Annotated in this window: 18 protein-coding genes; 8 read left to right on the top strand and 10 right to left on the bottom strand. The window is 66.6% G+C overall.

Annotated features, from left to right (window positions below; all coding sequences use genetic code 11):
* Window positions 1-56 precede the first annotated feature (56 nt).
* Window positions 57-911 carry a helix-turn-helix domain-containing protein gene (locus U5A65_RS15160; protein ID WP_321910432.1) on the bottom strand — a complete coding sequence of 285 codons (855 nt, stop codon included), beginning with the start codon at window positions 909-911 and terminating at the stop codon, window positions 57-59.
* Window positions 912-1,182: 271 nt separating this feature from the next.
* Here U5A65_RS15160 and U5A65_RS15155 point away from each other — a divergent pair, with 271 nt between their 5' ends.
* The gene (locus U5A65_RS15155; protein ID WP_321910434.1) at window positions 1,183-1,860 is read left to right on the top strand and encodes a C39 family peptidase; all 678 of its coding nucleotides are present in this window, start codon (window positions 1,183-1,185) and stop codon (window positions 1,858-1,860) included.
* A 13-nt stretch (window positions 1,861-1,873) separates the two neighbouring features.
* Here the strand turns inward: U5A65_RS15155 and U5A65_RS15150 are convergent, their stop codons facing one another.
* Window positions 1,874-2,836, bottom strand: coding sequence for a LysR family transcriptional regulator (locus tag U5A65_RS15150; protein WP_321910436.1), 963 nt, complete (start codon window positions 2,834-2,836; stop codon window positions 1,874-1,876).
* Between the two features lie 322 nt (window positions 2,837-3,158).
* Window positions 3,159-4,211: an NAD(P)-dependent alcohol dehydrogenase gene (locus U5A65_RS15145; RefSeq protein ID WP_321910438.1), complete on the bottom strand. Its 1,053-nt coding sequence runs from the start codon at window positions 4,209-4,211 to the stop codon at window positions 3,159-3,161.
* Between the two features lie 191 nt (window positions 4,212-4,402).
* Between U5A65_RS15145 and U5A65_RS15140 the strand changes: the two genes are divergently transcribed.
* From U5A65_RS15140 to U5A65_RS15130, 3 genes are all read left to right on the top strand, one after another.
* Complete coding sequence (locus U5A65_RS15140; RefSeq protein ID WP_321946730.1) at window positions 4,403-5,383, top strand: AraC family transcriptional regulator; 981 nt, start codon at window positions 4,403-4,405, stop codon at window positions 5,381-5,383.
* 60 nt (window positions 5,384-5,443) lie between these two features.
* Window positions 5,444-6,376 carry a 2-hydroxyacid dehydrogenase gene (locus tag U5A65_RS15135; protein ID WP_321946729.1) on the top strand — a complete coding sequence of 311 codons (933 nt, stop codon included), beginning with the start codon at window positions 5,444-5,446 and terminating at the stop codon, window positions 6,374-6,376.
* A gap of 216 nt (window positions 6,377-6,592) precedes the next feature.
* Window positions 6,593-8,635: an EAL domain-containing protein gene (locus tag U5A65_RS15130; RefSeq protein WP_321946728.1), complete on the top strand. Its 2,043-nt coding sequence runs from the start codon at window positions 6,593-6,595 to the stop codon at window positions 8,633-8,635.
* Window positions 8,636-8,644: 9 nt separating this feature from the next.
* Here U5A65_RS15130 and U5A65_RS15125 read toward each other — a convergent pair whose 3' ends face one another.
* The 3 genes from U5A65_RS15125 to U5A65_RS15115 all read right to left on the bottom strand — a co-directional run bounded on the left by U5A65_RS15125 (window position 8,645) and on the right by U5A65_RS15115 (window position 13,042).
* The gene (locus tag U5A65_RS15125; protein WP_321910443.1) at window positions 8,645-9,961 is read right to left on the bottom strand and encodes an MFS transporter; all 1,317 of its coding nucleotides are present in this window, start codon (window positions 9,959-9,961) and stop codon (window positions 8,645-8,647) included.
* A 67-nt stretch (window positions 9,962-10,028) separates the two neighbouring features.
* The gene (locus tag U5A65_RS15120) at window positions 10,029-11,261 is read right to left on the bottom strand and encodes a CaiB/BaiF CoA-transferase family protein (RefSeq protein WP_321946727.1); all 1,233 of its coding nucleotides are present in this window, start codon (window positions 11,259-11,261) and stop codon (window positions 10,029-10,031) included.
* Between the two features lie 11 nt (window positions 11,262-11,272).
* Window positions 11,273-13,042, bottom strand: a complete 1,770-nt coding sequence (locus U5A65_RS15115) for an acyl-CoA dehydrogenase family protein (RefSeq protein WP_321946726.1) — start codon at window positions 13,040-13,042, stop codon at window positions 11,273-11,275.
* 131 nt (window positions 13,043-13,173) lie between these two features.
* Between U5A65_RS15115 and U5A65_RS15110 the strand changes: the two genes are divergently transcribed.
* Window positions 13,174-14,085, top strand: coding sequence for a LysR family transcriptional regulator (locus tag U5A65_RS15110; protein WP_321910448.1), 912 nt, complete (start codon window positions 13,174-13,176; stop codon window positions 14,083-14,085).
* Window positions 14,086-14,095: 10 nt separating this feature from the next.
* On the opposite strand, the gene U5A65_RS15105 is transcribed toward U5A65_RS15110, so the two are convergent.
* Entirely contained in the window at window positions 14,096-16,648 is a 2,553-nt protein-coding gene (locus tag U5A65_RS15105) for an adenosylcobalamin-dependent ribonucleoside-diphosphate reductase (RefSeq protein WP_321946725.1), read from the bottom strand.
* Window positions 16,649-16,894: 246 nt separating this feature from the next.
* Between U5A65_RS15105 and U5A65_RS15100 the strand changes: the two genes are divergently transcribed.
* Window positions 16,895-17,395 carry a thioesterase family protein gene (locus U5A65_RS15100; protein WP_321935776.1) on the top strand — a complete coding sequence of 167 codons (501 nt, stop codon included), beginning with the start codon at window positions 16,895-16,897 and terminating at the stop codon, window positions 17,393-17,395.
* A 25-nt stretch (window positions 17,396-17,420) separates the two neighbouring features.
* Here the strand turns inward: U5A65_RS15100 and U5A65_RS15095 are convergent, their stop codons facing one another.
* Entirely contained in the window at window positions 17,421-17,720 is a 300-nt protein-coding gene (locus tag U5A65_RS15095) for a DUF3331 domain-containing protein (protein WP_158759490.1), read from the bottom strand.
* 383 nt (window positions 17,721-18,103) lie between these two features.
* On the opposite strand from U5A65_RS15095, the gene U5A65_RS15090 reads away from it, so the two are divergent.
* Window positions 18,104-19,171 (top strand): AI-2E family transporter, encoded by a 1,068-nt coding sequence (locus tag U5A65_RS15090; protein ID WP_321910455.1) that lies wholly within the window; start codon window positions 18,104-18,106, stop codon window positions 19,169-19,171.
* A gap of 37 nt (window positions 19,172-19,208) precedes the next feature.
* Here the strand turns inward: U5A65_RS15090 and U5A65_RS15085 are convergent, their stop codons facing one another.
* Window positions 19,209-20,063 (bottom strand): alpha/beta hydrolase, encoded by an 855-nt coding sequence (locus U5A65_RS15085; RefSeq protein ID WP_321946724.1) that lies wholly within the window; start codon window positions 20,061-20,063, stop codon window positions 19,209-19,211.
* A 126-nt stretch (window positions 20,064-20,189) separates the two neighbouring features.
* Window positions 20,190-21,287: an OpgC domain-containing protein gene (locus U5A65_RS15080; RefSeq protein ID WP_321910459.1), complete on the bottom strand. Its 1,098-nt coding sequence runs from the start codon at window positions 21,285-21,287 to the stop codon at window positions 20,190-20,192.
* A 725-nt stretch (window positions 21,288-22,012) separates the two neighbouring features.
* Here U5A65_RS15080 and U5A65_RS15075 point away from each other — a divergent pair.
* Window positions 22,013-22,870 carry a peptidoglycan DD-metalloendopeptidase family protein gene (locus U5A65_RS15075; protein ID WP_321910461.1) on the top strand — a complete coding sequence of 286 codons (858 nt, stop codon included), beginning with the start codon at window positions 22,013-22,015 and terminating at the stop codon, window positions 22,868-22,870.
* Window positions 22,871-22,914 lie beyond the last annotated feature (44 nt).

Below are 22,914 nucleotides of genomic sequence, written 5' to 3'. Positions count from 1 at the left end.
GAAAGGCCAAAGCAGCGAGGAACCGCAACAAACAAAAACGCTGCGCCGAGCAGCCCTCACCCGCGATTGAGCCGCTTGGAAAGATCGGCAACGAGAATCGCCATGCGCGCTGGTTTTTCATAGCACGCCACGTTGTAGTGCCGCACGACCTGGCTGATCTCCGACTCGCTGGCCTTGCCGGTCAGCAACTCGCCGGTCAGCACGAAAATAGGCGCATCAGGGTTCTCGGACCCGCGTATGCTGCGGATCGCCTCAGCGGCGGTCTGGCTGCCGAACAGCCAGTCGATCACCACACCGTCGAACACATTGTTCTCGAGCGCTTCGTTGAATGCCGCGAGGCCATAGAGCGCGAGCGCCGCGTAACCGCTGTGCTCGAGGTAGTCGCGCAGGTTGTCGGCGGACGACTGGTCGTCGTCCACGACGGCGATGAGCGGCTTGTCGGACTCGGCGCGGCGCGGGTAGATCTCGATCTTGTGGACTTCGCGCGCGTTCTGGTAGAGCGCCCCGTCCGGACGCACGACGCGCCACTGCCCCAGCTTTTCGTAGGCGACGAAGTCGGGGCGGCTGCCCGCCTCGACCGGTGCGCCAATCCACGCGGTGCACGGCAGCTCGGCCGCGCTCACGCAGAGCGTCGCCTCCTGAGCGCTCGCGCCGACCATGCCGGGGTCGAGCAACTGCGCGCCGAACAACTGGCCCGCAGGTTCGCCGAACGCTTCAGCCACTTTCTTGATCTGCGCGAGCGTCCACGGGCTGTTCCCGCGCAGCTTGCGGTGCCCTTGCGAAAAGCTCAGGTCAAGAATCCGGCACAGCTCGGTCGTTTGCTGACGCTTGCCAATGCCGTGACGGCTCATCAGCTCGCGTACGCGCTCCGCGACCGACGCCGAGTCGGTTGTGTAGGCAACGTTCGACATACTGCTCAAAAGGGGGGACTCGTAGATTCAGTTTCTGATAGATCATGCCGTGGCGCCGTGAGGCCAGTATGACTGGACCTCGCGCAAACTGCACACGGGAGCACGCTATTCTAATCGCATCAAATACCAAAAGACGGCGCTATTTTAGCTAAATGTAAGTTGGCGCTGAATAACGGGAATGTAAGCGTTTATTCGGCTCCGTTTACGCGGTGCTTACGATATTCGCGACATTGCGGGAAGATGCACGATTTTTAACGCCGCGCGTTCGCGCATGGCCAATCAACCTTACTACATTGAGGGGTATCGTTTGAGCGAGGTGTGCAACGGCAGGACATGGCGCCATGAAGGCGTGCCGTATTACAGCCAGTGGGGCAGCGCCGACTGGGTGGCGCCCATCGTCGAGCGCGGCGCCGACCCGTGCGAGGACCCGCACTGGCGCGCGAGCGGCTTCACGCAGGCCGATGCCTATCGCTTCTGGGCGAAGCGCCTGTGCGGCCTGACCTGCCTCGAATCGGCGCTCGACTATTGGGGCGTTGCGCATGCGCCGCGCGCGCAGCTGCTCGAAGAGGCGTTGCGGCACGGCGTCTATCGCGTGCGTGAAGACGGCGGCGTGGACGGGTTGATCTACCGCCCGTTCGCCGGATGGGTGGAAGCCGCGTTCGGCGTGCGCGTGGAAGTGATGACCGATGAGGGCATCGAGGCGAGCGCCGCGCGCATCGATGCGCAAACGCTCGCCATCGTCTCCGTGAGCCCCGAGATCCGCTACCCCGAGCGGGTCAATCCTGGCCAGGGCGGCCACCTGATCCTGCTGCACGGACGCGGTGAAGGCGGCGTCTGGTTCCACAATCCATCGGGCATCGCGCCGTATCAGGCGGATGCGTGGCTGCCCTACGAGACGGTCGCGCGTTTTCACGCGCGGCGGGGCATGGCGCTCACCCGGCCGCGCTGAACGCGCGCCTGCTTCAGGCCGGGGCCGGCTGCAGGCCGCCCAATAACTGCTGTACGCGCGACAGGTCGCGGTTGATCGCACCCGCGTCCGCAAACAGCTCCGCGAGCCAGTCCACGAACACGCGCACGCGCGGCGACAACTGGCGCGACTTCACGAACGCCACCGAAACCGGTGTGGGCAGCGGCTTCCACTGCGGCAGCACCTCCAGCAGCGCGCCGCTGTCCAGGTATGGCTGCGCCGCGAGCAGCGGCGGCTGGATCAGGCCATAGCCCTGCAGGCCGCAGGTCAGGTAGGCGAACTCGTCGGAAACATGCACGAAGCCGTCCACCTTCACCTTGGTCGGGCTGCCATCCACCTCGAAGTCGAACTCGAACGGGCGGCCCGTGAGCGGCGAGAGGAAGTTCACGACCGGGTGCTGCGCGAGATCGTCGAGCGTTTGCGGCGCGCCGTGCCGCTCGAGGTACGCAGGGCTCGCGCAGGTCACGTGCTCGAGCACGCCGAGGCGCCGCGCCGCGAGCCCCGAGTCGGGCAGCTCGCCCAACTGGATGCTGCAGTCCACGCCTTCGCCGACGAGGTCGACGTTACGCAGGCTCACGCCGATCACGAGGTCGATCTGCGGGTGGCGCGCGTGGAAGTCGTCGAGCGCGGGCAGCACGATCGCGTTGGCGATGAGGCCCGGCATCTCCACGCGCAAGCGGCCGCCGATCGCGCCAGGCGTCTGGCGCACGCTCGCTTCGGCATCGTCGATGTCGGCGAGAATCTGCGCGGCGCGCTCGTAATACGCAGCGCCTTCGGGCGTGAGCGAAAGACGCCGCGTGGTGCGCACGAGCAACTGCGTGCCGAGCAGCGATTCGAGGTTTTGCATCAGCGTGGTGGCGCTGGCGCGCGGCATATCCAGCGACTGCGCGGCTTTGGTGAAGCTATTGGTGTCGACGATGCGCACGAACGTGCGCATCGCCTGGATGCGGTCGATCACGGGCGAGCTCCTAACGATGGGCTTGAGGCTTGAACGAAATCCGCGCTGCTGCAGAAAATGGGTGAGCCGCGTAGCGATGAATGCGCTTCGCGGTGCCGGCGTCTCGCGGAAAGCGACGCTCAGCGGTTAAACAGCGATGACGATTGGATGGCGGCGCACGCGGGCGCCGGCTCGACTACGGGAGGCCGAAAAAGAAGGCCTCGAAGGGGAAGGGCTGGCGGGCCATCCGGAATGGATGGCCCGGCGGGGCAGGGTGTTACGTCCGAATGCGCAGTGCGAGCGGTGCGTGTGGCCCGCGCGATGCTTGCGCGCCAGTTGCGAGTTACTTGCGCAGCGAATCGAGGTCGATCACGAAGCGGTACTTCACATCGCTCTTGAGCATGCGCTCGTAGGCGTTGTTGATGTCCTGCATCTTGATCATTTCGATATCCGACGTAATGCCATGCTTGCCGCAGAAGTCCAGCATTTCCTGGGTCTCTGCAATACCGCCGATCAGCGAGCCAGCCAGACGGCGACGCTTCATGATCAGGTTGAACACTTGCGGCGACGGGTGATCGTGCTCGGGCGCACCCACCAGCGTCATCGTGCCGTCACGGCGCAGCAGCTCGATGAACGGGTTGAGGTCGTGCTGCGCGGCCACCGTGTTCACGATCAGGTCGAAGCTGTTGGCGTGCTTCGCCATTTGCTCCGGGTCTTTCGAAATCACGACTTCGTCGGCGCCCAGGCGCTTGCCGTCTTCGATCTTCGAGGGCGACGTGGTGAACAGCACCACATGCGCGCCCATGGCATGCGCGAGCTTCACGCCCATGTGGCCGAGGCCGCCGAGACCCACGATGCCGACCTTCTTGCCGGGACCCGCGCCCCACGTGCGCAGCGGCGAGTACGTCGTGATACCTGCGCACAAAAGCGGCGCGACGGCGGCCAGTTCGAGGTTTTCGGGCACGCGCAGCACGAACGCTTCGTCCACCACGAGCTGCGTGGAGTAGCCGCCGTAGGTTACGTCGCCGCTCACGCGGTCGGTGCCGTTATAGGTGCCGACAAAGCCGTTCTCGCAATACTGTTCGAGGCCTTCGGCGCAGCTCGGGCAGGTGCGGCACGAGTCGACGAGACAGCCCACGCCAACGAGTTCGCCCACCTTGTACTTCGTGACGCCGTTGCCAACCTCGGCCACGCGGCCGACGATCTCGTGGCCCGGCACGACCGGGTAGATCGTGTTGCGCCATTCGTCGCGCGCCTGGTGCAGGTCGGAGTGGCACACGCCGCAGAACAGCACGTCGATACGAACGTCGAGTTCGCGCAGGTCGCGACGCTGGAATTCGAACGGGGCGAGCGGCGACGCGGCGTCGCGGGCGGCATATCCGTAAGTTGGGTACATGGGTTTGCTCTCCTCTGGTGCGTGGGTGTTGCGGCAGGGTTCCCATCGTAAGGATCGGGGCCCACCCAGGGAATACCTGAAGCTATCGAAGACTTGCCTGATTCTCCTGGCGCGCAGCACATCCACCGGTTCGGTGATAGATTGGCAAGCCTGTTTCTCTGCCTGATTTCATCTTTTGGGGCACAACCGATATGGGCTACGTCAAAACCCTCGCGGCGGCGGCTATCGCGCCGGCGGCCGCCACGCAGGCGCGCACGGTCGACCTGCTCATGCAACTCACGCAGCGCGACGGCGTGCACGACACGCCGGTCGAAGGCGTGCGGCTCTACCGCGGCAGCGAAAGCCACCCGCGCCGGCCGGTCATGTACGAACCGAGCATCTTCATCGTCTGCCAGGGCCGCAAGCGCGGCTTTCTCGGCGACCAGGTCTTCGTCTACGACGCCCAGCAATATCTGGTCCTCTCGGTGCCGATGCCGTTCGAGTGCGAGACCGAGGCGAGCCTCGAGAAGCCGATTCTCGCCATTTCGATCCGCGTCGATCTGACGACCGTCGCCGAACTGCTCATGGCGCTCGACGACCCGCGCCGCGCCGTGTCCGAACCCTCGGGCATCTACGCCACGCCGCTCGACGCCACGCTCTCGAACGCCGTGCTGCGCTTGCTCGAAGCGCTCGCGCAGTCCCACGAGGCGCGCATTCTCGGGCCTTCGATCGTGCGCGAGATCTGCTACCGCGTGCTCATGGGCGAGCAGGGCGACGCGATTCGCGCGGCGCTCACGCACCAGCACCACTTCGGGCGTATTGCGAAGGCGCTGCGGCGCATTCACACGGACTACCGCGGCGACCTCGACGTCGAAACGCTGGCCTCCGAGGCGGGCATGAGCCTTGCCGTCTTTCATGCGCACTTCAAGGCGGTCACCTCGACTTCGCCCATGCAGTACGTGAAGACCACGCGCCTGCATCATGCGCGCCTCCTCATTACGCACGACGGCTTGACCGTGAGCGCGGCGGCCACGCGCGTGGGCTATGAAAGCGCGTCGCAGTTCAGCCGCGAATTCAAGCGCCTGTTCGGCATGAGCCCCGCCGACCAGATGCGCCGCGCGCGCGACGCCGCAGCCGCCGCGGCCGCGCCGCGCGTGGAGGTCTTGCCGCCGCGCTATGTGACGGCCGTGTGATGCCAGCGCTGCGGCATTCGATTCGCATATCGAAACAATAACGAGAAGGGTGACACAACGATGAAGCCACGCCTGCTGGTCCTGATTGTGCTGACCGATGAGGACCTCGCCGCCTTCGGCGAAACATTCGATGTGATCTACGCGCCCGACGCCGATGTGCGCGCCAAAGCGGTCGCGCAGCACGGCAAGGACGTGCGCGTGGTGCTCACGAACGGCACGACGGGCCTCACCGCCGACGAAATCGACCGCATGCCCGCGCTCGAACTCGCGGGCGCGCTTGGCGCGGGCCACGAGAACATCGCGCTCGACCACGCGCGCGAGCGCGGCATCGCGCTGTGCAACGGCGCGGGCGTCAATGCCGACTGCGTGGCCGACCACGCGCTCGCGCTGCTGCTCGCGGCCGTGCGCGCCGTGCCGCAGTTCGACGCTGCTTGCCGCGCCGGTGTCTGGCGCGACGCGCTGCCCATGCGCCCCACGGTCACGGGACGGCGGCTTGGCATTGTCGGCTACGGGCACATCGGCGAGAAGGTCGCGCGGCGCGCGGCGGGCTTTGACATGGAACTCGGCTATCACAACCGCAAGCCGCGTGAGGGCGCTCAGGCGCGTTACTTCGCGAGCGTGATGGCGCTTGCGCAATGGAGCGACTTTCTCGTGATCGCGACGCCGGGCGGCGAGCAAACGAAGCATCTGATCGATCGCACCGTGATCGATGCGCTGGGACCGCAAGGTTTTCTCGTCAACGTTTCGCGCGGCAGCGTGGTCGATACGGCCGCGCTCGCACTCGCGCTGAAAGCGGGCACGCTCGGCGGCGCGGGGCTCGACGTCTATGAGGGCGAGCCGCATCCACCCGCTGCGCTCATCGAATTGGACAACATTGTGCTCACGCCGCATGTGGCCGGCACGTCGCCCGACGTGCGCAACGCCACCGTGCGCCACTTCGCCGAGAACGCGGCGCGGCACTTCGCGGGCGAGGCGCTGCTCACGCCGCTTTGAAGTTTGCGTTGAGCGCTGTTGGCGCACGCATGTGCCTTCTGTATGCCGCCGCGCGCAAGCGCTCGCGGCGCATGACGTATCATTCCTTCTGTGCGAGCCAGAATCGCTGTTCGAGCGGCTGCTAGTGACCACAACGGCCATGAATCTGGCGTGACACCCTGCGCATTTTGCACATCTGGGCCGTGACGCCAGAGCGGTGATATCGAAGGCTCAAAGATGAAAACGCTGATCGGCGCGCTGCAAGAGCACGCGGCCCACGTGGTGAACCGCTTCTACGAGGAACTGGGCCGCCTGCCCAAATCCCGCCGTATTCTCGAAATGCTGTCGGGTGCGGAACTCGCGCACCTGAAGGCACGCCAGGTCCAGAATCTCCTTGCCCTTGCCAACCTCGGCCTCACCGCGCGCGAACACGAAGACATGGCGCAGCGCATTGGCCGTATTCACGCCATTGTCGGGCTCGACAAGGAAGAGCTCGTGCGCAGCCGCGGCATTCTGCAGGAGCTGATTTATGCGGACGTTGGCCGCACGGTGAGCACGCAGCAGCTCTCGCTCTATGCGCGCCGCCTGACTTCCGACCTCGCGTGGCAACTGAAGGCGTATCAGGCCGTGCAGGATTCGCAGCAGGAGGCGCTGATGCGCATCACGCGTCTCGTGTGGGAAGCCGGCAGCTATACGAACTTCATCGATCAGGTGATCGCCGCACTGGCGGCGCACGACGAAGTGACAGCCTGCGCCATCGGCCGTCCCGACGAAGCGGGCATTTTTCACTTCGAGGCCGGCGCGGGCGGCAAGACCGAAGGCGGCATGCTCAATGTGCTCGCCGCGCACGATCAGGAAATCAGCGTGCGCGCCGATCATCCGCAAGGGCAGGGCGCCATTGGGCGCGCGTGGCGCAGCGGCAAGCCCGAGCGCGTGGTCAACTACCAGACCGATCCGCTCGTTGCGCCGTGGCGCGATCTCGCGGCGCGCGAAGGCGTGCGCTCTTCGGTGGCGATTCCGCTGGCCGCGCCCGGGCAGCCGCCGCTCGCCGTGCTGTGTTTGTATAGCGCGTTTCCGGGCGGCTTCGTCGGGCCCGATCAGGTGGCGTTCGTCGATTTGCTGCAAACGTTGCTCGGCGGCGCGGCGATGCGCATACCCGGCAGCGATGGCCTGAGCGCCGCGGTGCCGGTGAGCGTGCGTCAGCAGTGGGCGGCGCTCGTGCGCACCGGCGCGCTGGAAATGCACTACCAGCCGCTGCTCAGCCTTGCAACGGGCAAGGCGACCAAGGTCGAAGCGCTGGCGCGCCTGCGCGACGGCGAGCGTCTGCTCGTGCCGGACGTGTTTCTCTCGGCGCTCTCTTCCGACGATCTGCTCGCGCTTTTCGCGCGCGGCATCGATCAGGCGCTCGCCGACCGTGAACGCTGGTACGCCGAAGGCCGCGACCTCGATGTCTCGATCAACCTGCCGCCTGCGGCGCTCAACGACATCCGCTATTTCGAAGCGACCCGCACGGCGCTCGCCGCACACCGTTGCCCGGCTGCACGCCTCACGCTGGAAGTTCTGGAAAACGAATCACTCTCGTTGAGTCAGGGGCAGCGCGCCATTCTCGCGAAGTTCCGTGAGCTAGGCGTGCTGCTCGCGCAGGACGATCTCGGCGCCGGGCATAGCGGCCTCACGCGCCTGCGCGAATTGCCGTTCGACTGGATCAAGCTCGACCGGGAAATGGTGCAGGTGAAGGGCGACGACGCGCTCGATACGCTGCGCGTGATCTACCAGTTGACGCGTCTCGGGCACTCGCTGGGCAGGCTTGTGCTCGCAGAAGGCATCGACACGCTCGACCTGCTGCATGCGCTCGCGATTCTCGGCGTCGATGGCGCGCAGGGCTATGTCATCGGCAAGCCGATGGAGGGCGCGCGCCTCCTCGAATGGCTCGACACGACGCCGGTCTTTACCGCGGCCTCCGAGGGCGGAGCGGGAACGGAAAGCCTGCTTGCGCGGCTGGCGCGCTTCGTGATCTGGGAAGAGCGCATGCTCATGATTGCGGCCGTGCCCGAAGCGGCGCAAGACCTGCTGCGCGCGTTGACGCGCGCAGCAGGCGAGGACGTCAACGTTCCGCTCGCGCAGTCGCTCGCGGGCTTCGGCGCTATTCTGCCCGCGGGCGAGCAACGCGACGCGTTGCATCGGGAGGTGGTCGGCGCGCTGCTGACTGAAGGCCCGCACAGCGAAGCGTGGCGCGTTGCGCTGAACGGGCTGATCGAGGCCATCATATCGGCCGCGTAGCAGAGATCGTTAATCCTGCAACGCGAGGCCCACATCGCTTTGCGTGGCCGACGACTGCTTACGCTGCAGCACCGCGATACACACGAGCGAAATGGCAGCCAGCGCGCTGTAAAACAGCGCCAGCGGCCACCACTGCCCGGGATAGTCATGCGCGAGCAGCGTGCCGACGAGCGGCGTGAGACCGCCCGCGAGCGCCGCGCAACATTGGTAGGAGATCGAAATAGCCGAGTAGCGCACGCGCACCGGGAACGCGTTCGTCATGAAACCCGCCATCACCGCGTACGAGCTGCTCATGCACATCACCGCAATCGCAATGCCAACCACGATCGCGACCGGCCGACCGGTGGAGACGAGCACGAACATCGGGTAAGGCGAAATCATGGCCAGCGCCGCGGCCAGCACGAGGAAGCGCCCGGCGCCCACGCGCTGCGCAAACCAGCCGGAAAAGAGCTGCGTAAACAGCTGGATGAACGCGACGACGAAGAGGCAGTCGAGAATCAGCGCGCGGTCGAGCCCGAGCGTTTGCGTGGTGTAGTTCAGCATGAAGGTGTTGACGAACCACGCACCCGCCACGCCGATCACGTTCGCGCCGAGGCACAGCAGCACCACGCGCCACGAGTCGCGCAGCACTTCGACGATCGGCATCGCGGCGGTGCGGCGCTGCGTCTTGATCGCCTCGAATTCCGGCGATTCGCCCACGCCCGATCGAATCAGCAGACCCACCACGAGCAGCACCGCGCTCGCGATGAACGGCAAACGCCAGCCCCAGGTAAAGAGCGCGTCACGGTCGAGATGCGCGACGAAGCGAAACGCCAGCAGCGCCAGAATCAGGCCTGCGGGGCTGCCGAGTTGCGCAAACGAGGCGAGAAACGTGCGCTTTTCCCTGGGTGCATGCTCGCCGGCCATGAGCACCGCGCCGCCCCATTCGCCGCCAATCGCAATGCCCTGCGCTACGCGCAGCAGCACGAGCAGCGCCGGGGCGAGTGCGCCGGCGCTCGCATAGGTCGGCAAAAAGCCGATGCCGACGGTGCCGACGCCCATGATCGACAGCGTGGCGACGAGCGCCTTCTTGCGGCCGATGCGGTCGCCCAGATGCCCGAACACGAGCCCGCCGAAGGGGCGCGCGAAAAAGCCAACGGCGAAGGTGCCGAACGAGGCGAGCGTGCTGTAGAACGGCTCGTGGGAAGGGAAGAACAGCTTGCCGAAGATGAGCGCCGAAGCAGTGGCGTAGATATAAAAGTCGTACCACTCGATGGTGGTGCCGACGAAGGCGGCGAGCGAGGCGCGGGCGGGCTGGCGCGCAGAATTTCCGTTGGGGCGGGTCATGCATGTCTCCTTGATCGGGGTGAGCCGGCTTGGGCCGGTCTGTATTCCGTTGGGGTTCGATGAAACGCTAGGCGCTTACGGTTGTTTCGGGCTCCTTGACAATGCCGGCTTCGAAGAGCCGTTGCTGCGTGTCGGCGTCGATGCCTAGCGCGTCCATCACGGCGCGCGTGTCGGCGCCGAGCGCGGGCGGACGCGTGCGATAGGTCGGCGGCGTGCGCGAGAGCTTCACGGGCGCGCCCGTGCCGCGATAGCCTTCCATTTCGACGATCATGCGGCGATGCTGCGTGTGCGGATGCGCGGCCACGACATCGACGGTCTGCACGGGGCCGCACGGCACGCCGGCCTGGATCAGGTCGCGCGCGAGCGGCTCGCAGTCGTGCGCGGCGAGCCGCGCTTCGAGCGCGGCCTTGAGTTCGGGCCGATGCGCGCAGCGGCTGCGGTTGTCGGCGAAGCGCGGGTCGTTTGCGAGTTCGGGCACGCCCAGGTGCGCGCAGAGCTTCGCGAACTGGCGGTCGTTGCCCACCGCGAGGAAGATGGGCGCGTTGCCCGTGGCATAGCTGTCGTAGGGCGCGATGTTCGGGTGCGCGTTGCCGCTGCGCTGCGGCGTGCGGCCATTGCCGAAATAGTTCGGCAAATGCGGATGCAGGAGCGACACGCCGCAGTCGTAAAGCGCGATATCCACCGATTGCCCGAGGCCGCTCTTTTCACGCTCGGCCAGCGCGAGCAGTATGCCCGCGAGCGCGTTCAGGCCGGTGACCATGTCCACGATCGGCAGGCCGATGCGCAGTGCGGGGCCGTCGTGCTCGCCGTTCACGCTCATGAGGCCCGCCATCGCCTGAATCACGGCGTCGTAGCCGGGCAGGCCACCGAGCGGGCCGTCCGGGCCGAAGCCCGAAATCGCGCAATGAATCAGGCGCGGAAAGCGCGGGTGCAGATCGCGCTCGTAGTCCATGCCCCAGCGTGCGAGCGTGCCCGGCTTGAAGTTTTCGACCAGCACGTCTGCGCCTTCGAGCAACTGCCAGAGAATCGCGCGACCTTCTTCGCGCGAAAGATCGACGGCGATGCCCTGCTTGTTGCGGTTCACGCCCACGTAGTACGACGCCGTATCGCCGACGAAGGGCGGGCCCCAGCCGCGCGTTTCGTCGCCGTCGGGCGGTTCGAGCTTGATGACTTCGGCGCCGTGGTCGGCGAGCGCCTGGGTGCAGTACGGACCGCCCAGTACGCGGCTCAGATCGATCACGCGCAGGCCGTGCAGCGCACCGTTCACCGTAGTTGCTTCGGATTCCTTTGTGGTGTTCATCGTGCATCGCCTCAGTGTGCCGGGAGCAGTTGCATGGCCTGTTCGAGCGTCAGCGCCCGTTCGTCCACGAGCGCGCGCAGCGTTTCGGCGCTTGCGTCGCGTTCGTCGAGCGCGAGCGGGTCGCGCGGCAGCAGCTTGTGGCGCACGAGTAGATGGGCGAGCGCGAGGCGCCGGTAATCAGGCGTGTTTTGCGAAACCTGCGCAGCTTCACAGGTCATGAGGGCCGCCGTCGTGGCGTGATAGAGCGCACTCGCGGCCTGGCGCACCGATTCGTCGCGGCCGCATTCGGCCACGCTCACGAGCGCCGCACCGGCACGGTCGAACACGTCGCGCAGGAGCGCTGCGCTGGCTTCAGGCACGCCACTTTCGGCAAGCTCCGCATGCAAGTACTGCGTCAGCGCTTCGAGCGCGCCCTCGCGCTTCGCCGCGCGCGCCACGTCGAGCGCGACGATATTGCTCGTGCCTTCCCAGATCGAGCCGAGATGCGCATCGCGCACGAGACGCGGGTCGCTCCATTCCTCGATATAGCCCACGCCTCCGCGCACTTCCATGGCGTCGCCGGTCACGCGGCGCGCGTCGCGGCAGGCGCGGAACTTGATCAGCGGCGTGAGAATGCGCACGCATTTCGCCGCGAGTTCGTCGCCTTTGTCGGCGCGCGTGAGCAGCGTGGCGATGCGCATGAACATCGAGCGCGCCTGTTCGGCGGGCAGCATCATCTTGAGCAGTTGACGCTGCATTAGCGGCATTTCGATGAGCTTGCGGCCGAACGCCTCGCGGTTGCGCGCCACGTGCAGCGCCTCGGTCACGGCGCGGCGCATGAGGCCCGCGGCGCGCACGCCGTTCGACAGCCGCGACATGTTGATCATGTCCGCCATCTGATGAAAGCCGCGGCCCACCTCGCCGATCAGGTACGCCTGCGCGCCTTCCAGCACGATCTCGCCGCTCGCCATCGAGCGGCTGCCGAGCTTGTCCTTCAGGCGCACGATGCGATAGGCGTTGCGCGTGCCGTCGGGGAGCGTTTTCGGCAGGAGGAACAAGGCGAGGCCCTTGATGCCGGGCGGCGCATCGTCGGGGCGCGCGAGCACCATCGCGAGATCGGCGTCGGCGTTCGAGCAGAACCACTTGTCGCCGTAAAGACGCCATACGTCATCGCCATTTGCACCGCGCTCGTGCGTGGCTCGCGTGGCGATGCGCGCCACGTCCGAGCCTGCTGCCTGCTCGGTCATGAACATCGCGCCCTGGTAGAGCGTGTCGAAGTCCTGCGAGGCGAGCATCGGCAAATAGCGCGCAATGAGTTCGGGCGTGCCGAAACGGCGCAGCGTGCGCGTGAGCGAGTCGGTCATGCTCACGGGACAGCACAGGCCGAACTCGGCCTGCACGAACAAATAGGTGAGCGCGTATTTGACGAGCGGCGCGGGCGCGCTCTCGCGATGGCTCATGGCCGCGAGGCCAAGCTCCGCGTAGGCGACGCGTTCGAGCGCCACGTAGTCGGGATGCTTGTCGATGCGCTGGATCGCTTCACCGCTGCGCGTGCGTTGTTCGAGCGTGGGCGGGTGCTTGTCGGCGACCAGCGCGAGCGCGTCTAGTTCGTCGGAGGCACGCTGGCCGAGCGCGACGAGCTGTGCTTCGATCGCGCTGAATGCTGTGATGCCGAGATAGCCGCGCAAAAGGGGCGCGAAGCCGGGGTCGCTCGTGTAGAAGTTGATGCCACGGCTATCGGGAATGTTGGCCGAGCCGCTGGCCAGGGTGGCCGGGGTGGCGAAAGCGGGGCGATCGCTCATCGTGTGCTGTCTCCGTGCTGTTTTGCTATGTGATTCGGCGTAGCTTAGGCGCGGCTTCGATAACGGTCCAATACAACCGATGTCATGTACGATAAGCGCCATCTATCGATGAAACGCCGAAGGAGCCCGCCATGGAACTCAAGCAACTGCGCTATTTCGTGGCTGTTGCGGAAGAGCTGCACTTCGGGCGCGCGGCGCGCCGGCTCTTCATCTCGCAGCCGGCGCTGAGCTTCGATATCCGCAAGTTCGAGGAACAGCTAGGCGTGCAGTTGCTCGAACGCACCAACAAGGCCGTCGCGCTGACCAACGCGGGCAACGTGCTGCTCGAAGAGGCGCGCCGGCTGCTGGAGCAGGCCGACGAAGTGCGGCGCATCGCGGCGCGCTCCGCGCACGGGCTGGCGGGGCGGCTGCGCGTCGGTTTCGTCAATTCGATGCTGTATCGCGGGTTGCCGGAGGCGGTGCGGCGTTTCGAGGCCGATCATCCTGCCGTGGAAGTGGTGCTGCGCGAGATGAACACGGCCGAGCAGGTGCAGGCGCTGCAGCGCTTGCAGATCGATCTGGGTTTCGCGCATTGGGGGCGCTTTCCTGCCGAGGTGCAGTCGGAGGTGCTGTTTTCCGAGCCGTTTCTTTGCTGCCTGCCGGAAGGGCACGCGCTTGCGCGCAGGCGGCGTATCGAACTCGGCACGCTCGCGCGCGAACCGTTCATTCTGTTTCCGCGCTCGGTGTCGCCGCATTATCACGATCAGATCATCGCGACCTGCGTAGAGGCTGGATTCAGTCCGCAGATTCGCCACGAAGCGCGGCTCTGGCAAACCGTCGTCACGATGGTGGAGTTCGGCATGGGCGTCGCGCTCGTCCCCGCTGCGCTTGGGGCGACGGGCGGCGGGCGTGTGGTGTTCCGGCCGTTGGAAAGCAATCCTTATGAATCGCAGGTGCTACGACTCGTGCGCAGCGGGGAGGCCAATGCGCTGGCGCAGGGGTTTGCGGGGTATCTTGAGGGGAGGAAAGCACACAGGGCGGCCGCCGCGCCGCCCCGGGCTTGAGCGCGAGACCTCAACCGCAAGTCCCAATCTCTCCGCACGCCGTACAGAAGTCGCAGCCATCCTTGCGGATCACCGCATTCGCCCCGCACGAGCCGCACTTGCGGCCGAGCATTGCATGGGCGAACGCGTGCTGCGCATCGGCCGGCAGCGCATTGTCGCCATCGAGCACCTGGTCGCCGGGCTGCTCAGCACCAGCCCGCGCGTTGCCGGTGAATTGCGCGGCCAGCGCGCCGTCGCGCCGCTGCGCGAGCAGCCGTGACGGCACTTGCCGGCCTTCGGCATCGAGAAAGCCGCGCCGGTGCAGGATCTGCTGGATTGCGTAGGCAATGGCCGCGACCTCGGAGTCGTGCCACAGCGGAATGCGCCGCCCGTCGAGGCGCTGCGTTTCGCCATAGCGCACCTGGCCGCGGTCCCACGAGACCTTGCGCAAGTCCTGCAGGTTGCGCGCGACAAAGCCGCCGCGCGCCGCGAGCGAGAGCGAACGCATGGTTGCGGTAATCCATTGCTGCTGCTCGTCGCGCTGGCCCACGGGGATGAAGAATTCGATAGGCCGCTCGATTGTCACCGCTTCGCCGCCCACGTGGCCTGTCACTTCGAGGAACGACACCGCGACGTAGAGCGACACCTTGCCCGTCTGCGTGATGTACTCGATTTTCTCGATCACGGCGGGCAGCTCGCCCTTGGGCCGATGGTCGATCGCAACGCGCAGCGGGTCGAGCAGGGCGTCGCCGAGCGCGTCGTCGGCGGTTGCCGCCGCTTCGGGCGGCAGTGTTTGCAGCACCGCGCCAAGCGTCTCGTTGGGCCGGTAGGTCGCGAGACCCTTGAGGCCGCGCCGCCATGCGTCGAGATAGAGGTTCTCGAAGTCCTCGAACGGATAATCCGCCGGCACGTTGACGGTCTTGGAGATCGACGTGTCGACGTACGGCTGCACGGCCGCCATCATCGCGATGTGTTCCTGCGCGCTCATTTCCAGCGCGCTCACGAAATACGCGGGCAGGGCGTTCACGTCGCCGCCCAGTTCGCGGTACAGGCGCCACGCGTGGTCTTCGACGTTGAACGTTTCGCGGCTGCCGTCGGCCATGCGGCGCGTGCGCTGATAGGTCCACGAGAACGCGGGCTCGATGCCGTTCGAGACATTGTCGGCGAACGCGAGGCTCACCGTGCCCGTGGGCGCGATGGAAAGCAGATGGCTGTTGCGGATGCCGTGCACACGGATCTCGGCCTTGAGGTCGTCGGGCAGGCGCGAGGCGAAAGTGCCTTCGTCGAGGTACGTTTTCGCGTCGAAAAGCGGGAAAGCGCCGCGCTCTTGCGCGAGTTCGACCGACGCGCGATAGGCGGCGTCGCGCATCGTGCGTCCCACGCGCGCACCGAATGCGCAGCCTTCGGGCGAGTTGTAGCGGATGCCGAGCATCACGAGCGTGTCGCCGAGTCCTGTGAAGCCCACGCCAATGCGCCGCTTGGCCGCCGCTTCGGCCTGCTGCTCGTGCAGCGGCCAGAGCGTGGCGTCGAGCACGTCGTCGAGAAAGCGCGCCTGGATGCGCGTGCGTTCGGCGAGCTGATCCCAGTCGAAATCCGCCTTGCCGCCGCGCATTTGCGCGAACGGTTCGGTCACGAAGCGCGTGAGGTCGAGCGGCCCGAGGTTGCAGCAGCCATAGGCGGGCAGCGGCTGCTCGCCGCACGGGTTGGTCGCGCGGATGCTTTCGAGCGCGCGCAGATTGTTGTCCTCGTTCATGCGCGAAATGAACACCACGCCAGGCTCGGCCACGTCGTAGGTCGAGCGCATGATCGCGTCCCACAGCGCGCGGGCGCGCGTTTCGGCGTAGACCCACAGGCCGTCGTCGCGGCGCCGCAGGTCGCCCGAAGCGCGCAGTGCGGGCGAGGGCTCGGCGCGATGCACGAGTTGCCAGGGCGCGTCGTTTTCCACGGCGCGCATGAATTCGTCGGTCACCGCGACCGAGACGTTGAAGTTGTTCCAGCGCCCCTTCGAGTGCTTGGCCTCGATGAATTCGGGCAGGTCGGGGTGATCGCAGTCGAGCACGGCCATCTGCGCGCCGCGCCGCGAGCCCGCGCTTTCCACGGTGCGGCACGAGGCGTCGAACACGTCGATATAGCTGCACGGGCCCGATGCGCTCGACCCCGTCGACTTCACGTGTGCGCCGCGCGGCCGGATCGCCGAAAAGTTGTAGCCCACGCCGCCGCCGCGCCGCATGGTTTCGGCGGCCTGCAGCAGCGCGACATAGATGCCGGGGCGGCCTTCGTCGTCCACGCCCTGGATGCTGTCGCCCACCGGTTGCACGAAGCAGTTGATCAACGTGGCTTCGATGCCGGCGCCCGCCGCGCTCATGATGCGCCCCGCGCCGAGCGCGCCGTGGCGCAGGTTGTCGACGAAACGCGCCTCGATCTCGGCGCGCAGCGTAGGCGGCTCGACCGCCGCGATGCCGCGTGCGACGCGGCGGTAGATATCGTCGGCGGTTTGCTCGTCGCCTTTGGCGTACTTCTCGAGCATCACGTCGAGCGAGAACTGCTGCGGGGGAAACGGAAGCGGGGGCGTGTTTTCTGCCATGGCCTTGGCCTCGCGAAGCGCCGCGCGGGCGGCGCCGGTTGAAGGGCGTTGGGTTTGCGTTCGGATTGCGGCGGCTGTGCCGCGACCGTTCAACCTTACCGCAGCGGCGCGAGGCGTGCACGGCGACGCGAGCGCGCATGCGGCAGCGCCGGAGCATGCCGGCGTCGCGGCGGCGAGCGCGGTCTGCGGTTACACTGCTCCCGCCTGCACGCGGGCACCGCATGTGTAGATGGGAGAGGAGACTGGATGACGAATGAAACGGCGCTCGTGGTCTACCGCGACACGGTGCGCGCGGAGTGGGTCGATTACAACGGCCACCTGCGCGACGCGTTCTACATGCTGATCTACAGCTACGCGACCGACGCGCTGCTCGACGCCATCGGGCTCGATGCGGCTGTGCGGGATGCGCGCGGCCGGTCGATGTACACGCTGGAAGCGCACCTGAACTATTTCCGCGAGATCAAGGAGGGCACACCGGTGCGCGTCGACGTGCGCGTGATCGAGCACGACGCGAAACGCGTGCGGCTGTATCTGGAGATGTTCGCGGGGGAAATCGACGATGCGCAGGCCTCGCCCGTTTCGGCGAGCGAGCAGTTGCTCTTGCACGTGGACCGCTCGGGCCCGCGCGCGGCGGCTTTCGACGCCGATGTGCTCGCGCGGGTGGCGGCATTGTGCGCTGCATCGGCGGGCTTTGCGCCGCGCCACGCCGCTCGGGCGATTTCGCTCGCGCCTCGCGCACCACGTTGAAGGCGCTCAGGCAGCGTCGCCGCGCTTACTTCGGCAGTTCCGCGCCGATGAGGTCGCCGAACACTTCGGCAGCGATCATGACGGAGGCATTGAGCGGGGCGGGGCGTTCGGCCGGCTTGAACACGGCGTCGCCGCGGCGGATCTTGCGGCGCGACACGGCGCAGGTGCCCGAAGAATGCGCCGAGCGGCGGCGCCAGCGCTGTTCGCCATAATGGCAGCGCCCGGGTTCGACCCAGCGGATTACCAACGCCGTATCCGTCTGCTCGAGTATCTCGATACGCTCACCGTTGGCTCCGTCAAGCGAGAGGCACGCTTTTTTCTTCATTGTCGGCTCCGTAAGTGTGGTGCCGCGAATGTATTCCTGCGCGCCGACAAGTGCCATTCTGTCGCCGTTGAAACACCATTCCATTATTAGCAACAATCGGCCTGCGACACGTTGCGATTAACGAAGGAATGGGGGTTTGCGGCGGATTAGGGTCGACATCTCGAATTTGTGCAACGCACTGTTGTACGTAACGCGACATCGAGCGGCCCGAAAACGGGCGCCTGGAGGGCGTTCCAGGTTGGGGACGGAACGGCTGGGGCGGAGATGAATCTGAGGGAAGACCGGCCCGGTTCGATTGACTTGCTGCACCGCGTTGACTTGCAATACCGCGGTTGCGCCGCCATAAAACCCGAGCATCTGTTTTTGAATTTTCACGAGGTTACATGATTCATCGTCCGCCTGCTCCGAACTCCGCAAACGAGCAGAAAATCCAGCGCGCCGCCTCGGCGGTGCTGTACGCCACGCTCGTGCTGCTGGCGCTGTGGATCGTGCGCGAGTTCGTGCCCGCCGTGGCCTGGGCGAGCGTCTTTGCCATCGTTCTGTGGCCCGCCTATCAGGCGATCGAGCGCCGCGCCTGGTTCAAGGGCCGCAAGACGCTGATCGCCACGCTGCTCACGGCCGCGATCGGCCTGCTCGTGGTCCTGCCAATCGCCGTCACGGCCATTCAGGCAGGCGGCGAGGCCCACGAGCTGTACCTCTGGCTGCACGACGCCCAGGAGAACGGCGTGCCGGTGCCCGATTTCGTTGCGCATCTGCCGGTGGGCAGCCGCCAGGTGAGCGACTGGTGGCAGGCCAATCTCACCCAGCCGCTCAAGGCTTCTCCGGCCATGAAGAGCCTGCACGGCGAGACGATTGCCTCGTTCGGCCGTCACTTCGGCGCGCGCGCCGCTCACGCGACGATGACGTTCGGCTTCATGCTCGTCACGCTGTTCGTGATGTTCCGGGCGGGCCCGCGTCTTTCAGCCACGGTGATGCGCGGTGCGCGGCGCGCCTTCGGCAGCGACGGCGCGCAGCTGCTGCAGCGCATGGCCGCCGCCGTGCGTGCCACGGTCACGGGGCTCGTGGTCGTGGGCCTCGGCGAGGGCGTGCTGCTGGCCGCCGCCTATATCGCGACCGGCGTGCCCCATGCGGCGCTGCTCGGCACCGTGACGGCCATCGCGGCCATGCTGCCGTTTTGCGCGCCCATCGTGTTCTGCGGCGCGGCGCTGTGGCTCGTTATTCAGGGTTCGTTGATCGCCGCAGCCGCGCTCGCGGTCTGGGGATTCGTGGTGGTGTTCGTCGCCGAGCATTTCGTGCGGCCCGTGCTGATCGGCAATTCCACGCGCCTGCCGTTTCTGCTCGTGCTGTTCGGCATTCTGGGTGGGGCGACGACCTTTGGCCTGATCGGCATCTTCATCGGCCCGGCGCTCATGACCGTGCTGATGGTGCTTTGGGTGAACTGGGCGGAGTGATCCATGCTCCGTCTACGAGGCGCCCCGCGCGCCTCGCTCAGCGGAAACAGGCGAGCGTGTACTTGAGCGCGGCCGGCAGCAGTTCGCGCCACACCGGCCACACATGGCCGCCGTCGACGATGCGCAGCGCCGCCGTATTGCCCGCCTCGCGCAGCCGCGTGTAGAGCAGCGACGACTCGGCCTGGATCACGAGGTCGTCGTCGCCGGCGGCGATGAAGAACGGCACGCGCCAGGGCCGCGCGAAATACGCCCTCCAGAGCGCCGGATAGTTGAGCGTGCGCCAGATCTGCACGTCGAACTGATGCTCGCCGAACACGCCCACATGACGCGCCGCCGAACTGGGCGGCGGGTCGCTCGCATAGACCGCCGGCGAAAGCAGCAGCGCGCCGCAGAACATGTCGGGGTGCTCGAGCGTGTAGCGCAGTGCGCCGAACCCGCCCATCGACACCCCGCCGATCGCACGCCCCTCGCGCGTATCGTCCACGGCGAAGTGCGACTCGATCTCGGGCATCAGGTCCTGGAAGAACGCCGTCTCCATCTTTTCCTTGCGGTCGACGTACCAGTCGGTGCCGCCCTGCGGCATCACGATCACCACGGGCGGGATCTCGTGACGGGCGATCAGCGTGTCGGCGGTGGTCTGCAGCTGGCCTTGCGTAACCCAGTCCATGGGCTCGCCGTTGTTGCCATGCAGGAGATAGAGGACCGGGTAGCGGCGCTGGTCGGCGCGATAGCCGTTCGGCAGATACACCACGTAGGGCCAGTCGCGCTCGAGCGCCGCCGAGTGGAACGTGCGGACCGCGATCGTGCTCGCCGCGGCGGGCGCCGCCGGCGTGACGAATGCCGCGCATGAGAGTGCGAGGGGGAGCAGCGCGGTGCGAAGGAGTCTGCGCATGGCAGGGACGTCGAGGGCGGTGGCGCGCCGGCGGCGCGGGGTCATCATGCTAGCAGCCGCCCGCGCGCGCCGGAAGCCGTGATCGGCGAGCCGGCGCGCCGCTCGCTGGCGGCGAGCCGTATCGTTTCAGGCGGAAGCTTTGGCGCGCGAAGGCAGCAGACGCTTGAGCGGGTCGGACGCACGCGCGACGAGCAGCAGCGCGGTGATCGCGATTGCGTCGGCGCACAGGCCGAGCGGCACGTTCAGATAGCCGTCGGTGTACCAGTAGAGCACCGAGTCGACCGTGAGCGAGATCACGGCGCCGGCCACGAACGAGAGCATCCCCTTTTGGCCGACGAGTCCCACCCACGGCAGCGCATGCGCCACGCGCTTCGCCCAGCCGAGCCGGATGACATGCGCCGTGAGCCACGCGATGCCGAGGAAGTTGAGCGCGCGGAACCACGCGAGGTTGCGCTTGAAGTCGGCGTCGAGCGCGACGTTGCCAAGCTGCAGGCGATAGATTGCGGCGCCCGCCACGACGGCAAGCGCGGCGAGCGTGACGACCACGCCGAAACGGTGTGCGCTCACCCGCTGGAACACGGGTTGCGCCTGCGCGATCACGCCGAGCACGAACATCAGCTGCCAGGCGAACGGGTTGAAGTCCCATTGCACGTCTTCGACGTGCGGCAACCACGGCGCGAGATGGGGTGCTGCGCCCCAGAGCACGAGGCTCACGGCCAGCAGCAGCCACGGCCGCGTGCGCGCGAGCGGCAGCGCGAGCGGCGCAGCGAGGGCGAAGCACGCGTACATCGGCAGCACCCCGGCCAGATAGGGCTGGCGGCGCAGCAGCACGATGTCGCGCAACGCGGCGGCAGGCGCGAGCGTGAGATCGTCGAGGTCCGTGGTGGCGAGGTTGGGCGCATCCACGTTGCAGGCAACGAGAATCGCGGTGACGAGCAGCATCAAGAGCGCCGTCACGACGAACGCACGGTAGATCTCGAATGCGCGCTTGATGAAGCGCTGCCGTGCCGCGGCTTCGGTGCGCCGCGCGCAGAGTGTGGCCCACGCCGTGGCGGTGGCGAAGCCGCCGAGGAAGACGAACACCTCGGCCGCGTCGCATAGCGCGTAGGCGTGCAGCGTGACGCGCGAGACGATGCTGCCGCCGATGTGATCGACGACGATGATGAGCAGGACGAGGCCGCGGAAGAAATCGAGTTCGACTAGACGATTGGATGACTTTGACATGTTGGGGCAGCAGGCCGGGCCGGCGTGGGGCGCACACGGCAGACGATGAGGCAGCCGGTGATGCAGACGGGCCGGGCGGGCAGATGCTGGAAGTACCTACCTGGAAAAATCAGGAATTCAGGAATTCGGGCGAGGTTCGCGGGGCGTCAGGCGCAGGGAACCGTGAAGCATCCACCAGGGTGGTTGCACGACAAGCGCAGGAAAAGACCAGAAGAATGCGCAAGGGTTCCCCTAAGACCAGGGTTTACGTTGACGCCGCCGATACTACCGTAATTTCAAATGCCTTTCAGCAGACGTGACCCATGCGCCGTTCAAGTTTCCAGGGCATGTGCCGATAAGGCAGGGGAAGGGGCACGACCGTGCTGACGCGGCAAACGCCGCACGGACGCCGGTGTGAGCGCTCCCTTTTGGCCCTTTGACCGTGGTTCGCGGGGCGAGAATTCGCGTATTTAAGAGTTGTTTCAAAGTGTTCTCCCTGGGCTGATTCAGGGGAGTTGCGCTTTACAATGCCGGATCGATTTTGAGATGGCACGCCCGTTCGTTAATGCGGCGATGGCGTGCGTTGAATGTTTATCGCTCGGGATGCAGTCGATTTAGACGCAGATCGAAGCGGACCGGCGCAGACGAGCTGGAACGCCAGGAATACGGGAGCGCGGCACACGCAGCAGACCGTCCCAGGCGCCACTCGCTGCATCGCACGGCGGCAGGTGCCGCAGGAGAGAACAATGTTCGAAGACGATCGTATCGGTCAACGCAGTCTCAAGGGGTTCTGGGCCGCGTTGGGACTGGCGGCCCTGCTGGGCGGCTGTGCCGACATGAACCAGCAGCAACCGCAACAGCCGCAGCCCGACACGGCGGCAGCGGCGAGCCCGGCTTCGGATGCAACGGCCGCCGGCGCCAACTCGCAACAGGCGGCAAGTGCGCCCGTGACGCGCGTCGTCACGAAAACGACGTACGTACGCGTGCGCCGCGGCGACACGCTTGCGCGCATCGCACAAAAGCACAGCGTTTCAGTGAAGGATCTGACCGCCTGGAACCACCTGAAGCCGAACAGCCACTTGCGCGCGGGTCAGTCGATCAAGCTGGTGTCGAAGCAGACGATCACCGTTCAGGTGGCCGCGCCGCAGGCTGGCGGCGCAGCGGCGAATTCCACCGCGAACTCGGCCGGAAACCGCCAGGTTGCCGCGGAGGTGGCGCGCCACGCGAGCAGCGTCGCGCTCGTGTGGCCGGCGCATGGCCGCGTGGTCGAGCCGTTCGCGGCGGGCACGACGCGCGGCATCGAGATTGCGGGCAAGGCCGGCGACCCGGTGATCGCCGCCGCCGACGGCAAGGTCATGTACGCGGGCACGGGCCTGAACGAGTACGGCAGCCTGATCATCGTCCAGCACAACAAGGACTTCCTCACGGCGTATTCGCATAACCGACGTTTGCTCGTGAAGACCGGCGATACGGTCCACCAGGGCCAGCAGATTGCCGAGATGGGCAGCGAGAACAACGACCGCGTGGCGGTGCTGTTCGAAGTGCGCCGTGACGGGAAGCCCGTGGATCCGATGCCGTATTTGCCGTCGTCGCCGCAGGGCTGAATGCAGGGCTGAACGCGGCGTGGGGCGCCCGGGTTTCTACTGCC

The sequence above is a fragment of the Paraburkholderia sp. J10-1 genome, assembly GCF_905220165.1.
Lineage (GTDB): Bacteria > Pseudomonadota > Gammaproteobacteria > Burkholderiales > Burkholderiaceae > Paraburkholderia.
This window is presented reverse-complemented; position numbering and strand designations above follow the sequence as displayed.